Origin of the sequence: Streptomyces sp. NPDC057702, assembly GCF_042799315.1 — a bacterium.
GTDB lineage: Bacteria > Actinomycetota > Actinomycetes > Streptomycetales > Streptomycetaceae > Streptomyces.
On record NZ_JBHVJC010000030.1, the window covers coordinates 57,762 to 70,550 of the forward strand.

The window sequence follows — 12,789 nt, forward strand, 5'->3', positions numbered from 1 at the left end:
TGTGCCTCGCGATGTCATTCCGGGGCAGCGCCTACGTTCGCGGGCTGCGCTCGCGTTATGGCAGACGGTGCGCGGTGCGGGTTGGTTGCCCGGGACGAGTGAACTCGGTGATCACAAGTTGATCACTGCGAGAGCGTGCGCGGGACGCGCGGGGGATCGCCAACTGGCATGCGGGCGGCGTGGGTTGGGGCGGGGCGGGGTGATGGGGGTGGGGGCGCGGGCGGTCCGGCGCCGCGACGGCGGTTACCCTGGGGATCGGCCCCGCGCCCGGCCGGCCGTGCCGCGCGGCGCGCGTCTCGGGGGAGGCCGTCACTCCGGCCCCCTGGCGCGCCGGGGCGTCTCGGGTGAGGATTCGCCGCCACTCCTGTGGGGTACCCTCCAAGGCTCGATTCGCGACCGGCATGCCCCGTATGGCACACTGTCCAGGTTGCTCGGTTGAGTGCCGATGTTGCGCGCCTCCCGCCGGGGGGACTGGAAGCGAGTCCCGCAGTACTCGTCGCCCCACGCTGTGTGCCGAAAGGCGCAGGGGCGGAAGTACGGGAATCTTCCGGGAAGTGCAGCGGGGCCCCAGCCAGGCACCCGGTGGGTGATCTTCCCCCACAACCCCCTTCACCAGGGAATTCTCCTATGGAGAGTTACGAGAGGGAGGGCGACACGCCCGACCGCGTGGGTCGGGGAAAGGTCGCGAACGCACCGGGTCCCAGAGCGTGACGAGAGACAGGACTACGAAGTAGCCATGGCGGGACAGAAGATCCGCATCCGGCTCAAGGCCTACGACCACGAGGTCATCGACTCCTCGGCGAAGAAGATCGTCGAGACGGTGACGCGCACTGGTGCGTCGGTCGCGGGCCCGGTGCCGCTGCCCACTGAGAAGAACGTGTACTGCGTCATCAAGTCGCCGCACAAGTACAAGGACTCGCGCGAGCACTTCGAGATGCGCACGCACAAGCGCCTCATCGACATCCTCGACCCCACGCCGAAGACCGTCGACTCGCTCATGCGTCTCGACCTGCCGGCGGGCGTCGACATCGAGATCAAGCTCTGAGGTGACGCGCGAGATGGCTAAGCAGATCAAGGGCGTCCTGGGCGAGAAGCTCGGCATGACGCAGGTGTGGGACGAGAACAACCGCGTTGTTCCGGTCACCGTCGTCAAGGCCGGGCCCTGTGTCGTGACCCAGGTCCGTACCGCTGACTCGGACGGCTACAACGCCGTCCAGATCGCCTTCGGCGAGATCGACCCGCGCAAGGTGAACAAGCCCCTCAAGGGTCACTTCGCCAAGGCCGACGTCACCCCGCGCCGCCACCTGGTGGAGCTGCGTACCGCTGACGCCAGCGCGTACACGCTCGGCCAGGAGGTCACCGCCGAGGTGTTCGACTCCGGTGTCAAGGTCGACGTGACCGGCACCAGCAAGGGCAAGGGCACCGCCGGTGTCATGAAGCGCCACGGCTTCGGTGGCCTCGGCGCCGGCCACGGCACGCAGCGCAAGCACCGCTCGCCCGGCTCCATCGGTGGCTGCGCCACCCCGGGTCGCGTGTTCAAGGGCCTGCGTATGGCTGGCCGCATGGGCAACGAGCGGGTCACCACCCAGAACCTGACCGTCCATGCCGTTGACGCGGAGAAGGGCCTGCTCCTGATCAAGGGCGCGGTTCCTGGTCCGAACGGCGGCCTCGTCCTGGTCCGTACCGCGGCCAAGGGGGCCTGAGGTAACCGATGAGCACCATTGACATCCTTTCGCCGGCAGGCGACAAGGCCGGGACCGTCGAACTCCCCACGGAGATCTTCGACGCGCAGGTCAGCGTTCCGCTGATCCACCAGGTCGTCGTCGCCCAGCTGGCCGCTGCCCGCCAGGGCACGCACAAGACCAAGACCCGTGGCGAGGTCCGCGGCGGTGGCAAGAAGCCCTACCGCCAGAAGGGCACCGGCCGCGCCCGTCAGGGCTCGACCCGCGCGCCGCAGTTCGCCGGTGGTGGCGTCGTGCACGGTCCCGTGCCGCGCGACTACTCGCAGCGCACCCCGAAGAAGATGAAGGCCGCCGCCCTGCGCGGTGCCCTCTCCGACCGGGCGCGTCACAGCCGCATCCACGTCGTCACCGGCGTGGTCGAGGGCGAGGTCTCCACCAAGGCCGCCAAGACCCTGTTCGGCAAGATCAGCGAGCGGAAGAACCTGCTCCTGGTCGTCGACCGGGCCGACGAGGCCGCGTGGCTGTCCGCCCGCAACCTGCCCCAGGTGCACATCCTGGAGCCGGGCCAGCTGAACACGTACGACGTGCTCGTCTCCGATGACGTGGTCTTCACGCAGACCGCCTTCGAGTCCTTCGTGGCCGGTCCGGCCGCGTCTGCCAAGGCTGTCGCCTCCGAGGCCGAGCTCGAAGGGAGCGACGCCTGATGACTGAGGCAACCGCGGGGACCATCACCAGCAAGACCTTCACGGACCCCCGTGACATCCTGGTCAAGCCGGTGGTTTCCGAGAAGAGCTACGCGCTGCTGGACGAGAACAAGTACACGTTCATCGTCGACCCGCGCGCGAACAAGACCCAGATCAAGCAGGCCGTCGAGGCGGTCTTCTCGGTCAAGGTCACCGGGGTCAACACGATCAACCGGCAGGGCAAGCGCAAGCGCACCCGCACCGGTTTCGGCAAGCGCAAGGACACCAAGCGCGCCATCGTGACCCTCGCCGAGGGCGACCGCATCGACATCTTCGGCGGCCCGGTCTCCTAACGGAGATCGGAACGTCCAGAAGTCCGGAATCTTCCGAGGACTGAGAAATGGGTATCCGCAAGTACAAGCCGACGACTCCGGGCCGTCGTGGCTCCAGCGTCGCCGACTTCGTCGAGATCACGCGGTCCACGCCGGAGAAGTCGCTGGTCCGCCCGCTGCACAGCAAGGGCGGTCGTAACAACGCCGGTCGTGTGACCGTTCGCCACCAGGGTGGCGGACACAAGCGCGCGTACCGCGTCATCGACTTCCGTCGTCACGACAAGGACGGCGTCCCGGCGAAGGTCGCTCACATCGAGTACGACCCCAACCGCACCGCGCGCATCGCGCTCCTGCACTACGCCGACGGCGAGAAGCGCTACATCATCGCGCCGGCCGGCCTGAAGCAGGGTGACCGGATCGAGAACGGCCCCGGGGCCGACATCAAGCCGGGCAACAACCTGCCGCTGCGCAACATCCCGGTCGGTACGGTCATCCACGCCATCGAGCTGCGGCCCGGTGGCGGCGCGAAGTTCGCCCGCTCCGCCGGCGCCTCCGTGCAGCTCCTGGCGCGTGAGGGCTCCATGGCGCACCTGCGCATGCCGTCCGGCGAGATTCGCCTGGTCGACGTCCGCTGCCGCGCCACTGTCGGCGAGGTCGGCAACGCCGAGCAGTCGAACATCAACTGGGGCAAGGCCGGCCGTATGCGCTGGAAGGGCGTTCGCCCGACCGTCCGCGGTGTCGTGATGAACCCCGTCGACCACCCGCACGGTGGTGGTGAGGGCAAGACCTCCGGTGGTCGCCACCCGGTCTCGCCGTGGGGTCAGAAGGAGGGCCGTACGCGCTCGCCGAAGAAGGCCAGCAACAAGTACATCGTCCGCCGCCGCAAGACGAACAAGAAGCGCTAGGAGCGGGTTTAGATGCCGCGCAGTCTCAAGAAGGGGCCCTTCGTCGACGACCACCTGAGCAAGAAGGTGGACGTACAGAACGAGGCAGGCACCAAGAACGTCATCAAGACCTGGTCCCGCCGCTCCATGATCGTCCCGGCCATGCTCGGCCACACGATCGCGGTGCACGACGGCCGCAAGCACGTCCCGGTGTTCGTCACCGAGTCGATGGTCGGCCACAAGCTCGGCGAGTTTGCGCCGACCCGCACCTTCCGCGGCCATGAGAAGGACGACCGCAAGTCGCGTCGTCGCTGATCTGCGGAAAGCGAAGACCATGACAGACACCGAAGGGACAACCATGGAAGCCAGGGCCCAGGCGCGGTACATCCGCGTCACGCCCATGAAGGCCCGCCGCGTGGTGGACCTTATCCGTGGCATGGATGCCACGGAGGCTCAGGCGGTCCTGCGTTTCGCCCCGCAGGCCGCCAGCGTGCCGGTCGGCAAGGTGCTGGACAGCGCCATTGCCAACGCCGCGCACAACTACGACCACACCGACGCGCAGAGCCTCTTCATCTCCGAGGCCTACGTCGACGAGGGCCCGACCCTGAAGCGGTTCCGGCCGCGCGCCCAGGGCCGTGCCTACCGGATCCGCAAGCGGACCAGCCACATCACCGTGGTCGTCAGCAGCAAGGAAGGAACCCGGTAATGGGCCAGAAGGTAAACCCGCACGGGTTCCGGCTCGGTATCACCACGGACTTCAAGTCCCGCTGGTACGCCGACAAGCTGTACAAGGACTACGTCAAGGAAGACGTCGCGATCCGTCGCATGCTCACGCAGGGCATGGAGCGGGCCGGCATCTCCAAGGTCGAGATCGAGCGCACCCGGGACCGGGTCCGCGTCGACGTCCACACCGCCCGGCCGGGCATCGTCATCGGCCGCCGCGGCGCGGAGGCCGACCGGCTCCGGGGCAACCTGGAGAAGCTCACCGGCAAGCAGATCCAGTTCAACATCCTCGAGGTGAAGAACCCGGAGACGGACGCTCAGCTGGTGGCCCAGGCCGTCGCCGAGCAGCTCTCCTCGCGTGTCTCCTTCCGTCGCGCCATGCGTAAGAGCATGCAGTCGACGATGAAGGCGGGCGCCAAGGGCATCAAGATCCAGTGTGGTGGCCGTCTCGGCGGCGCCGAGATGTCCCGCTCGGAGTTCTACCGCGAGGGCCGGGTGCCCCTGCACACCCTGCGTGCCAACGTGGACTACGGCTTCTTCGAGGCCAAGACGTCCTTCGGTCGCATCGGCGTGAAGGTGTGGATCTACAAGGGCGACGTCAAGAACATCGCCGAGGTCCGCGCCGAGAACGCCGCTGCCCGTGCCGGCAACCGCCCCTCGCGTGGCGGCGGCAACGAGCGCCCGGCCCGTGGTGGCCGTGGCGGCGAGCGGGGCGGCCGCGGCCGCAAGCCGCAGCAGCAGTCGGCCCCGGCCGCCGAGGCCCCCAAGGCCGAGGCGCCCGCCGCCGCTGCTCCGGCGGAGACCACCGGAACGGAGGCCTGACCGACATGCTGATCCCTCGCAGGGTCAAGCACCGCAAGCAGCACCACCCGAAGCGGTCGGGTATGGCCAAGGGCGGTACGGAGCTGGCGTTCGGTGAGTACGGCATTCAGGCCGTCACCGCGGCGTACGTGACGAACCGTCAGATCGAGGCCGCTCGTATCGCCATGACCCGCCACATCAAGCGTGGCGGCAAGGTCTGGATCAACATCTACCCGGACCGGCCGCTCACCAAGAAGCCCGCCGAGACCCGCATGGGTTCCGGTAAGGGTTCCCCGGAGTGGTGGATCGCGAACGTCAAGCCCGGTCGGGTGATGTTCGAGCTGTCCTACCCGAACGAGAAGACTGCTCGCGAGGCGCTGACCCGCGCCGCGCACAAGCTTCCGATGAAGTGCCGCATCGTTCGGCGCGAGGCAGGTGAGTCGTGATGGCGGCCGGTACCAAGGCGACCGAGCTGCGCGAGCTGAATGACGAGGACCTCGTCGCCAAGCTCCGTGAGGCCAAGGAGGAGCTGTTCAACCTCCGCTTCCAGGCGGCGACCGGACAGCTTGAGAACCACGGCCGGCTGAAGGCCGTCCGCAAGGACATCGCCCGGATCTACACCCTGATGCGCGAGCGCGAGCTCGGCATCGAGACGGTGGAGAGCGCCTGATGAGCGAGACGAATGTGACTGAGAACAAGCACGAGCGCGGCTTCCGCAAGACCCGTGAGGGTCTGGTCGTCAGCGACAAGATGGACAAGACCGTCGTCGTCGCCGTCGAGGACCGCGTCAAGCACGCGCTGTACGGCAAGGTCATCCGTCGTACGAACAAGCTCAAGGCGCACGACGAGCAGAACGCCGCGGGCATCGGCGACCGCGTTCTCCTGATGGAGACCCGGCCGCTGTCGGCGACGAAGCGCTGGCGCGTCGTCGAGATTCTCGAAAAGGCCAAGTAATCCCCTCCGAGGGGGACCCCCTCGGAATAGTTCCGCCAGGCTCGGCAGGGACTCGGGCGACCGAGTCCCTGCCGGGAACCGGCAGACGATCAGGAGATAGACGTGATCCAGCAGGAGTCGCGACTGCGCGTCGCCGACAACACTGGTGCGAAGGAGATCCTTTGCATCCGTGTTCTCGGTGGTTCCGGTCGCCGCTACGCGGGCATCGGTGACGTCATCGTCGCCACCGTCAAGGATGCGATCCCCGGTGGCAACGTGAAGAAGGGTGACGTCATCAAGGCGGTCATCGTGCGCACCGTCAAGGAGCGCCGCCGCCCCGATGGCTCGTACATCCGCTTCGACGAGAACGCCGCCGTCATTCTGAAGAACGACGGCGACCCCCGCGGCACCCGTATCTTCGGCCCGGTCGGCCGTGAGCTGCGCGAGAAGAAGTTCATGAAGATCGTCTCGCTCGCGCCGGAGGTGCTGTAACCGATGAAGATCAAGAAGGGTGACCTGGTCCAGGTCATCACCGGCAAGGACAAGGGCAAGCAGGGCAAGGTCATCGTGGCCTACCCCCGCGAGGACCGCGTCCTGGTCGAGGGTGTCAACCGGGTCAAGAAGCACACCAAGGCCGGCCAGACCGCCCGTGGCTCGAAGACCGGCGGCATCGTGACGACCGAGGCCCCCATCCACGTGAGCAACGTACAGCTCGTGGTGGAGAAGGACGGCGCGAAGGTCGTCACCCGCGTCGGGTACCGCTTCGACGACGAGGGCAACAAGATCCGCGTTGCCAAGCGGACCGGTGAGGACATCTGATGACTGCCACCACCAACGCGCCGCGCCTCAAGCTGCGCTACCGCGAAGAGATCTCGGCCAAGCTGCGTGAGGAGTTCTCGTACGAGAACGTCATGCAGGTTCCCGGCCTCACCAAGATCGTGGTCAACATGGGTGTGGGCGACGCCGCCCGCGACTCCAAGCTGATCGAGGGCGCCATCCGCGACCTCACCACGATCACCGGTCAGAAGCCGGCCGTCACCAAGGCCCGCAAGTCCATCGCGCAGTTCAAGCTGCGTGAGGGCCAGCCGATCGGTGCCCACGTCACCCTCCGTGGTGACCGCATGTGGGAGTTCCTGGACCGCACGCTGTCGCTCGCGCTGCCGCGCATCCGCGACTTCCGTGGCCTGTCGCCCAAGCAGTTCGACGGCCGGGGCAACTACACCTTCGGTCTCACGGAGCAGGTCATGTTCCACGAGATCGACCAGGACAAGATCGACCGGGTCCGGGGCATGGACATCACCGTGGTGACGACCGCCCAGAACGACGATGAGGGCCGTGCCCTGCTTCGTCACCTCGGCTTCCCGTTCAAGGAGAACTGACCGTGGCGAAGAAGGCTCTGATCGCTAAGGCCGCCCGCAAGCCGAAGTTCGCTGTGCGCGCGTACAACCGCTGCCAGCGCTGTGGCCGGCCGCACTCCGTCTACCGCAAGTTCGGCCTGTGCCGGGTGTGCCTTCGTGAGATGGCCCACCGTGGCGAGCTGCCGGGCGTGACCAAGAGCTCCTGGTAGATCCGCCGCCTGCCTGGTGAGCGCCCTCACGGGAGCCACCGAGGCGGTGTGCCGGAATCACCGGAGCTCTCGGTAAGCATCGGACCGGTGGGGGCCCCGCCCTTCGTCCCGTAAGGTAGAAGGGTTGGGCGCCCCGCCGCCCGAGACCACTGCGGGCGAGCCGCCCGCAAGAAGTCGCTTACTACGCCGAAGGTCCCCGCGCCGCACCCGTCCCGAACTGATTCGGGGAGAGGGATGGCGCAGATAGGAAACCCCGGCGAGAGAGGCCGAAGGCCAATTCATGACCATGACTGATCCCATCGCAGACATGCTGACGCGTCTGCGAAACGCGAACTCGGCGTACCACGACTCGGTGGCGATGCCGCACAGCAAGATCAAGTCGCACATCGCAGAGATCCTCCAGCAGGAGGGTTACATCACCGGTTGGAAGGTCGAGGACGCCGAGGTCGGCAAGAACCTCATCCTCGAGCTGAAGTTCGGCCCGAACCGTGAGCGTTCGATCGCCGGCATCAAGCGCATCTCGAAGCCGGGCCTGCGGGTCTACGCAAAGTCCACCAACCTGCCGAAGGTGCTCGGCGGCCTGGGCGTGGCGATCATCTCCACGTCGCACGGTCTGCTCACCGGCCAGCAGGCGCAGAAGAAGGGCGTGGGTGGGGAAGTCCTCGCCTACGTCTGGTAACCGGGAACGGAGGAATAGCCAATGTCGCGTATTGGACGGCTGCCCATCCAGGTTCCCGCTGGTGTGGACGTCACCATCGATGGCCGTACGGTCCAGGTGAAGGGCCCCAAGGGCACCCTCAGCCACACCGTCGCCGCGCCTATCGAGATCGCTAAGGGCGAGGACGGCGTACTCAACGTCACGCGCCCCAACGACGAGCGTCAGAACAAGGCCCTGCACGGCCTGTCCCGGACGCTGGTGGCGAACATGATCACCGGCGTGACCGCGGGCTACAGCAAGGCTCTCGAGATCAGCGGTGTCGGCTACCGCGTCCAGGCGAAGGGCTCCAACCTGGAGTTCGCGCTGGGCTACAGCCACCCCATCCTGATCGAGGCCCCCGAGGGCATCACCTTCAAGGTCGAGTCCCCGACCAAGCTCAGCGTCGAGGGCATCGACAAGCAGAAGGTCGGCGAGGTCGCCGCGAACATCCGCAAGCTGCGCAAGCCCGACCCGTACAAGGCCAAGGGCGTGAAGTACGCGGGCGAGGTCATCCGCCGCAAGGTCGGAAAGGCTGGTAAGTAAGCCATGGCATACGGTGTGAAGATCGCGAAGGGCAACGCCCGCAAGGGTGCCGCCCTCAAGCGGCGCCACATCCGCGTTCGCAAGCGGATCTCGGGTACGCCCGAGCGTCCCCGCCTCGTGGTCACGCGTTCCAACCGCCACATGGTGGCGCAGGTCATCGACGACATCGCGGGCCACACGCTCGCGTCGGCGTCGACCCTGGACGTGTCGATCCGCGGCGGAGAAGGCGACAAGAGCGCCCAGGCCCAGCAGGTCGGGGCCCTGGTGGCCGAGCGTGCCAAGGCCGCCGGCGTCGAGGCCGTGGTGTTCGACCGCGGTGGCAACCAGTACGCCGGGCGCATCGCCGCTCTGGCGGACGCCGCCCGCGAAGCCGGGCTGAAGTTCTAAGCCCCGGTTCCGGAGCTAGCGGACCGTAACAGAGAGAGGTATTTCCAATGGCTGGACCCCAGCGCCGCGGTGGCGGCGCCGGTGGCGGCGAGCGGCGGGACCGGAAGGGCCGGGACGGCGGCGCTGCTGCCGAGAAGACCGCGTACGTTGAGCGCGTTGTCGCGATCAACCGCGTCGCCAAGGTCGTGAAGGGTGGTCGTCGCTTCAGCTTCACCGCGCTGGTCGTGGTGGGCGACGGTGACGGCACCGTGGGTGTCGGATACGGGAAGGCGAAGGAGGTTCCGGCCGCCATCGCCAAGGGTGTTGAGGAGGCCAAGAAGAACTTCTTCAAGGTCCCCCGGATCCAGGGCACCATCCCGCACCCCATCCAGGGTGAGGAGGCCGCGGGTGTCGTGCTGCTCAAGCCGGCGTCCCCCGGTACCGGTGTGATCGCCGGTGGCCCGGTGCGCGCCGTCCTGGAGTGCGCGGGCATCCACGACGTGCTGAGCAAGTCGCTCGGTTCGTCGAACCCGATCAACATCGTGCACGCCACGCGTGCGGCGCTCCAGGGGCTTCAGCGTCCCGAGGAGATCGCCGCCCGCCGTGGCCTGCCGCTGGAGGACGTCGCCCCCGCGGCTCTGCTGCGGGCGCGTGCCGGGGTGGGTGCGTAATGGCTCGCCTCAAGGTCACGCAGACGAAGTCGTACATCGGCAGCAAGCAGAACCACCGTGACACGCTGCGTTCGCTCGGCCTGAAGAGGCTCGGCGACGTGGTGGTCAAGGAGGACCGTCCCGAGTTCCGCGGCATGGTGCACACCGTCCGCCACCTCGTCACGGTTGAGGAGGTCGACTGATCATGGCTGGTTCCTCCGAGAGCAAGCCGCTGAAGGTCCACAACCTCCGTCCGGCTCCGGGCGCCAAGACCGCCAAGACCCGTGTGGGTCGTGGTGAGGCGTCGAAGGGCAAGACGGCCGGTCGTGGTACCAAGGGCACGAAGGCCCGCTACCAGGTTCCGGAGCGCTTCGAGGGTGGGCAGATGCCCCTCCACATGCGTCTTCCGAAGCTGAAGGGCTTCAAGAACCCCGCGCACAAGCAGTTCCAGGTCGTGAACCTGGACAAGCTGGCCTCGCTCTACCCGCAGGGTGGCGAGGTCACGGTGGCCGATCTGGTCGCCAAGGGCGCGGTGCGCAAGAACGAGCTCGTCAAGGTGCTGGGCACCGGCGAGATCTCCGTGGCGCTGCAGGTGACGGTGGACGCCGTCTCCGGCTCCGCCAAGGAGAAGATTGCCGCCGCTGGCGGCACCGTTTCCGAGCTCATCTGAGCCGGTGACAAGCGACCGGGGATGTCCCTCATGAGGGGCATCCCCGGTTGGTCGTTCCTAGGGGGGCCCAGTCGCCGGTAAGGTGGCGTGCGCTGTTACCCTCCGCGTGGCCTGTGTCCGCGCGGGTTTTGACTGATTTGTATTCGTCGATCCTCAAGACCGTCACCTCTCGCGCTCGACGCGGGGGGCGCAGGAGGCACCGTGCTCACCGCGTTCGCCCGAGCGTTCAAGACGCCCGACCTGCGCAAGAAGCTGCTCTTCACGTTGGGCATCATTGTCCTGTTCCGGCTCGGGGCGCACGTCCCGGTTCCGGGCATCGACTACAAGAACGTCCAAGAGTGCATGGATCAGGCTGAGGCCCAGCAGGGCCTGTTCGGTCTGGTGAACATGTTCAGCGGTGGCGCCCTGCTGCAGATCACCATCTTCGCGCTAGGGATCATGCCGTACATCACGGCGAGCATCATCCTTCAGCTGCTCACGGTGGTGATCCCCCGCCTTGAGGCCCTCAAGAAGGAGGGCCAGTCGGGGCAGGCGAAGATCACGCAGTACACCCGTTACCTGACGGTGGCGCTGGCGATCTTGCAGGGCACCGGCCTGGTGGCCACCGCACGTAGCGGTTCGCTCTTCCAGAACTGCTCGGTTGGCAACCAGATCGTCCCCGACCAGTCGATCTTCGTCACGATCACCATGGTGCTCACCATGACCGCCGGCACCGCGCTGGTGATGTGGCTCGGTGAGCTCGTCACCGACCGCGGCATCGGCAACGGCATGTCCATCCTGATGTTCGTCTCCATCGCCGCCGGCTTCCCGAGCGCGCTGTGGGCGATCCGTCAGCAGGGCAAGATCATGGACGGCTGGCTGGAGTTCAGCCTCGTCATCCTCTGTGGTCTGGCGATGGTGGCCCTGGTGGTCTTCGTGGAGCAGGCGCAGCGGCGCATTCCCGTCCAGTACGCGAAGCGCATGATCGGCCGCCGTTCCTACGGCGGCACCTCGACCTACATCCCGCTGAAGGTGAACCAGGCCGGTGTGATCCCGGTCATCTTCGCCTCGTCGCTGCTCTACATTCCGGCGCTGATCGCTCAATTCAGCGGCTCCGACTCGGAATGGGCGACGTGGATCGAGAACAACTTCGTGACGGGTGACCACCCGGTTTACATCGTCACGTACTTCCTGCTGATCGTTTTCTTCGCCTTCTTCTACGTCGCGATCTCGTTCAACCCCGAGGAAGTCGCCGACAACATGAAGAAGTATGGTGGCTTCATCCCGGGTATCCGGGCTGGTCGTCCCACTGCGGAGTACTTGAGCTACGTGCTGAACCGCATCACGTGGCCCGGCTCGCTCTACCTGGGCCTGATCGCTCTGGTGCCAACGGTGGCGCTGGTGACGCTCAACGCCAATCAGAACTTCCCGTTCGGTGGTACCAGCATCCTCATCATCGTGGGTGTGGGGCTGGAGACGGTGAAGCAGATCGAGAGCCAGCTTCAGCAGCGACACTACGAAGGGTTCCTCCGCTGATGCGAATCGTCCTCGTCGGGCCTCCCGGGGCGGGCAAGGGAACGCAGGCCGCGTACCTCGCCAAGAATCTGTCAATCCCGCACATTTCCACGGGTGACCTTTTCCGCGCGAACATCAGCCAGGGCACGCCCCTGGGCCAGAAGGCGCAGGAGTACATGAAGGCCGGCCAACTGGTGCCGGACGAGGTCACGGTGGGCATGGCCAAGGACCGCATGGGCCAGCCCGACGCCGAGCGCGGCTTTCTGCTCGACGGCTTCCCGCGCAACCTCCACCAGGCCCAGGTGCTCGACCAGCTCCTGACCGAGAGCGGGTTGCGGCTGGACGCGGTGCTGGACCTGGAGGTGCCCGAGGGCGAGGTCGTGAAGCGGATCGCCGGGCGGCGCACCTGTCGTACGGACTCCAGCCACACCTTCCACGTGGAGTACAGCAAGCCGAAGGTGGAGGGCGTGTGCGACATCTGCGGCGGGGCCCTCTACCAGCGCGAGGACGACAGCGAGGAAACGGTCCGCAAGCGCCTTGAGGTCTACCACAGCGAGACCGAGCCGATCATCGACTTCTACAAGGCGCAGGGCCTGGTCGTGACGATTCCGGCGCTGGGCAAGGTGGCCGAGGTCACCCAGCGGGCCATGGAGGCCCTGCCGCAGCGGGCCGAGCGGGCCGCGGAGTCGGACGAGCGGACCGTACCTGGTCCGTGAGCCCCCGGCCGGGCGGGACGCGGGGACGCGTCGGGTGCCCGGCACGGC

23 protein-coding genes are annotated in these 12,789 nt (G+C 67.0%); all 23 read left to right on the forward strand.

Annotation, left to right across the window (positions count from 1 at the left end; genetic code table 11):
* Nucleotides 1–736 precede the first annotated feature (736 nt).
* The 23 genes from rpsJ to ACFVFR_RS22920 all read left to right on the forward strand — a co-directional run bounded on the left by rpsJ (nt 737) and on the right by ACFVFR_RS22920 (nt 12,741).
* On the forward strand, nt 737–1,045 hold the full coding sequence (rpsJ, locus tag ACFVFR_RS22810) for a 30S ribosomal protein S10 (RefSeq protein WP_003948644.1): 309 nt from the start codon (nt 737–739) through the stop codon (nt 1,043–1,045).
* A gap of 13 nt (nt 1,046–1,058) precedes the next feature.
* Entirely contained in the window at nt 1,059–1,703 is a 645-nt protein-coding gene (rplC, locus tag ACFVFR_RS22815; RefSeq protein ID WP_383704575.1) for a 50S ribosomal protein L3, read from the forward strand.
* Between the two features lie 8 nt (nt 1,704–1,711).
* Nucleotides 1,712–2,386, forward strand: a complete 675-nt coding sequence (gene rplD, locus ACFVFR_RS22820) for a 50S ribosomal protein L4 (protein ID WP_383704577.1) — start codon at nt 1,712–1,714, stop codon at nt 2,384–2,386.
* A complete protein-coding gene (gene rplW, locus ACFVFR_RS22825) occupies nt 2,386–2,718 on the forward strand; it encodes a 50S ribosomal protein L23 (protein WP_383704579.1) in 333 nt (110 codons plus the stop codon). Before rplD ends, rplW begins: the two co-directional genes overlap by 1 nt.
* 47 nt (nt 2,719–2,765) lie before the next feature.
* Nucleotides 2,766–3,602: a 50S ribosomal protein L2 gene (gene rplB, locus ACFVFR_RS22830; RefSeq protein ID WP_176163504.1), complete on the forward strand. Its 837-nt coding sequence runs from the start codon at nt 2,766–2,768 to the stop codon at nt 3,600–3,602.
* 12 nt (nt 3,603–3,614) lie between these two features.
* The gene (gene rpsS / locus ACFVFR_RS22835) at nt 3,615–3,896 is read left to right on the forward strand and encodes a 30S ribosomal protein S19 (RefSeq protein ID WP_014054167.1); all 282 of its coding nucleotides are present in this window, start codon (nt 3,615–3,617) and stop codon (nt 3,894–3,896) included.
* 43 nt (nt 3,897–3,939) lie between these two features.
* Nucleotides 3,940–4,287, forward strand: a complete 348-nt coding sequence (gene rplV / locus ACFVFR_RS22840; protein ID WP_277324111.1) for a 50S ribosomal protein L22 — start codon at nt 3,940–3,942, stop codon at nt 4,285–4,287.
* Nucleotides 4,287–5,126 carry a 30S ribosomal protein S3 gene (gene rpsC, locus ACFVFR_RS22845; RefSeq protein ID WP_176163505.1) on the forward strand — a complete coding sequence of 280 codons (840 nt, stop codon included), beginning with the start codon at nt 4,287–4,289 and terminating at the stop codon, nt 5,124–5,126. The genes rplV and rpsC overlap by 1 nt, the downstream gene beginning before the upstream one ends.
* Nucleotides 5,127–5,131: 5 nt before the next feature.
* Entirely contained in the window at nt 5,132–5,551 is a 420-nt protein-coding gene (gene rplP, locus ACFVFR_RS22850; RefSeq protein WP_311726659.1) for a 50S ribosomal protein L16, read from the forward strand.
* Nucleotides 5,551–5,775: a 50S ribosomal protein L29 gene (gene rpmC, locus ACFVFR_RS22855; protein WP_030890741.1), complete on the forward strand. Its 225-nt coding sequence runs from the start codon at nt 5,551–5,553 to the stop codon at nt 5,773–5,775. The genes rplP and rpmC overlap by 1 nt, the downstream gene beginning before the upstream one ends.
* Nucleotides 5,775–6,059, forward strand: a complete 285-nt coding sequence (gene rpsQ, locus ACFVFR_RS22860; protein ID WP_383704584.1) for a 30S ribosomal protein S17 — start codon at nt 5,775–5,777, stop codon at nt 6,057–6,059. Before rpmC ends, rpsQ begins: the two co-directional genes overlap by 1 nt.
* A gap of 102 nt (nt 6,060–6,161) precedes the next feature.
* Nucleotides 6,162–6,530 (forward strand): 50S ribosomal protein L14, encoded by a 369-nt coding sequence (gene rplN, locus ACFVFR_RS22865; RefSeq protein WP_176163508.1) that lies wholly within the window; start codon nt 6,162–6,164, stop codon nt 6,528–6,530.
* A gap of 3 nt (nt 6,531–6,533) precedes the next feature.
* The gene (gene rplX / locus ACFVFR_RS22870) at nt 6,534–6,857 is read left to right on the forward strand and encodes a 50S ribosomal protein L24 (RefSeq protein WP_383704586.1); all 324 of its coding nucleotides are present in this window, start codon (nt 6,534–6,536) and stop codon (nt 6,855–6,857) included.
* Nucleotides 6,857–7,417, forward strand: a complete 561-nt coding sequence (gene rplE, locus ACFVFR_RS22875) for a 50S ribosomal protein L5 (RefSeq protein ID WP_383704588.1) — start codon at nt 6,857–6,859, stop codon at nt 7,415–7,417. The genes rplX and rplE overlap by 1 nt, the downstream gene beginning before the upstream one ends.
* Nucleotides 7,418–7,419: 2 nt before the next feature.
* Nucleotides 7,420–7,605, forward strand: coding sequence for a type Z 30S ribosomal protein S14 (locus ACFVFR_RS22880; protein ID WP_030890724.1), 186 nt, complete (start codon nt 7,420–7,422; stop codon nt 7,603–7,605).
* A 280-nt stretch (nt 7,606–7,885) separates the two neighbouring features.
* Nucleotides 7,886–8,284 carry a 30S ribosomal protein S8 gene (gene rpsH / locus ACFVFR_RS22885; RefSeq protein WP_176163511.1) on the forward strand — a complete coding sequence of 133 codons (399 nt, stop codon included), beginning with the start codon at nt 7,886–7,888 and terminating at the stop codon, nt 8,282–8,284.
* Nucleotides 8,285–8,305: 21 nt separating this feature from the next.
* Nucleotides 8,306–8,845: a 50S ribosomal protein L6 gene (gene rplF, locus ACFVFR_RS22890; protein WP_383704591.1), complete on the forward strand. Its 540-nt coding sequence runs from the start codon at nt 8,306–8,308 to the stop codon at nt 8,843–8,845.
* Nucleotides 8,846–8,848: 3 nt separating this feature from the next.
* Nucleotides 8,849–9,232, forward strand: a complete 384-nt coding sequence (gene rplR / locus ACFVFR_RS22895; RefSeq protein ID WP_383704593.1) for a 50S ribosomal protein L18 — start codon at nt 8,849–8,851, stop codon at nt 9,230–9,232.
* A 47-nt stretch (nt 9,233–9,279) separates the two neighbouring features.
* The gene (rpsE, locus tag ACFVFR_RS22900) at nt 9,280–9,882 is read left to right on the forward strand and encodes a 30S ribosomal protein S5 (protein ID WP_176163514.1); all 603 of its coding nucleotides are present in this window, start codon (nt 9,280–9,282) and stop codon (nt 9,880–9,882) included.
* A complete protein-coding gene (rpmD, locus tag ACFVFR_RS22905) occupies nt 9,882–10,064 on the forward strand; it encodes a 50S ribosomal protein L30 (protein ID WP_041130781.1) in 183 nt (60 codons plus the stop codon). Before rpsE ends, rpmD begins: the two co-directional genes overlap by 1 nt.
* A 2-nt stretch (nt 10,065–10,066) precedes the next feature.
* Nucleotides 10,067–10,531, forward strand: a complete 465-nt coding sequence (gene rplO, locus ACFVFR_RS22910; protein WP_383704595.1) for a 50S ribosomal protein L15 — start codon at nt 10,067–10,069, stop codon at nt 10,529–10,531.
* 201 nt (nt 10,532–10,732) lie between these two features.
* A complete protein-coding gene (gene secY / locus ACFVFR_RS22915) occupies nt 10,733–12,046 on the forward strand; it encodes a preprotein translocase subunit SecY (RefSeq protein WP_383704598.1) in 1,314 nt (437 codons plus the stop codon).
* On the forward strand, nt 12,046–12,741 hold the full coding sequence (locus ACFVFR_RS22920) for an adenylate kinase (RefSeq protein WP_383704600.1): 696 nt from the start codon (nt 12,046–12,048) through the stop codon (nt 12,739–12,741). Before secY ends, ACFVFR_RS22920 begins: the two co-directional genes overlap by 1 nt.
* Nucleotides 12,742–12,789: the final 48 nt, after the last annotated feature.

Bases quoted from the DNA above. Each gene is read 5' to 3' on its own strand.
- rpsQ (WP_383704584.1), top strand. From the start codon at position 5,775: ATGAGCGAGACGAATGTGACTGAGAACAAGCACGAGCGCGGCTTCCGC.
- ACFVFR_RS22920 (WP_383704600.1), top strand. From the start codon at position 12,046: ATGCGAATCGTCCTCGTCGGGCCTCCCGGGGCGGGCAAGGGAACGCAG.
- rplR (WP_383704593.1), top strand. From the start codon at position 8,849: ATGGCATACGGTGTGAAGATCGCGAAGGGCAACGCCCGCAAGGGTGCC.
- rplE (WP_383704588.1), top strand. From the start codon at position 6,857: ATGACTGCCACCACCAACGCGCCGCGCCTCAAGCTGCGCTACCGCGAA.
- rpsH (WP_176163511.1), top strand. From the start codon at position 7,886: ATGACCATGACTGATCCCATCGCAGACATGCTGACGCGTCTGCGAAAC.
- rplV (WP_277324111.1), top strand. From the start codon at position 3,940: ATGGAAGCCAGGGCCCAGGCGCGGTACATCCGCGTCACGCCCATGAAG.
- rplO (WP_383704595.1), top strand. From the start codon at position 10,067: ATGGCTGGTTCCTCCGAGAGCAAGCCGCTGAAGGTCCACAACCTCCGT.
- rpsE (WP_176163514.1), top strand. From the start codon at position 9,280: ATGGCTGGACCCCAGCGCCGCGGTGGCGGCGCCGGTGGCGGCGAGCGG.
- rpsC (WP_176163505.1), top strand. From the start codon at position 4,287: ATGGGCCAGAAGGTAAACCCGCACGGGTTCCGGCTCGGTATCACCACG.
- rpmD (WP_041130781.1), top strand. From the start codon at position 9,882: ATGGCTCGCCTCAAGGTCACGCAGACGAAGTCGTACATCGGCAGCAAG.
- rplF (WP_383704591.1), top strand. From the start codon at position 8,306: ATGTCGCGTATTGGACGGCTGCCCATCCAGGTTCCCGCTGGTGTGGAC.
- rplC (WP_383704575.1), top strand. From the start codon at position 1,059: ATGGCTAAGCAGATCAAGGGCGTCCTGGGCGAGAAGCTCGGCATGACG.
- rplX (WP_383704586.1), top strand. From the start codon at position 6,534: ATGAAGATCAAGAAGGGTGACCTGGTCCAGGTCATCACCGGCAAGGAC.
- rplP (WP_311726659.1), top strand. From the start codon at position 5,132: ATGCTGATCCCTCGCAGGGTCAAGCACCGCAAGCAGCACCACCCGAAG.
- rplW (WP_383704579.1), top strand. From the start codon at position 2,386: ATGACTGAGGCAACCGCGGGGACCATCACCAGCAAGACCTTCACGGAC.
- rpmC (WP_030890741.1), top strand. From the start codon at position 5,551: ATGGCGGCCGGTACCAAGGCGACCGAGCTGCGCGAGCTGAATGACGAG.
- rpsJ (WP_003948644.1), top strand. From the start codon at position 737: ATGGCGGGACAGAAGATCCGCATCCGGCTCAAGGCCTACGACCACGAG.
- rpsS (WP_014054167.1), top strand. From the start codon at position 3,615: ATGCCGCGCAGTCTCAAGAAGGGGCCCTTCGTCGACGACCACCTGAGC.
- rplD (WP_383704577.1), top strand. From the start codon at position 1,712: ATGAGCACCATTGACATCCTTTCGCCGGCAGGCGACAAGGCCGGGACC.
- rplB (WP_176163504.1), top strand. From the start codon at position 2,766: ATGGGTATCCGCAAGTACAAGCCGACGACTCCGGGCCGTCGTGGCTCC.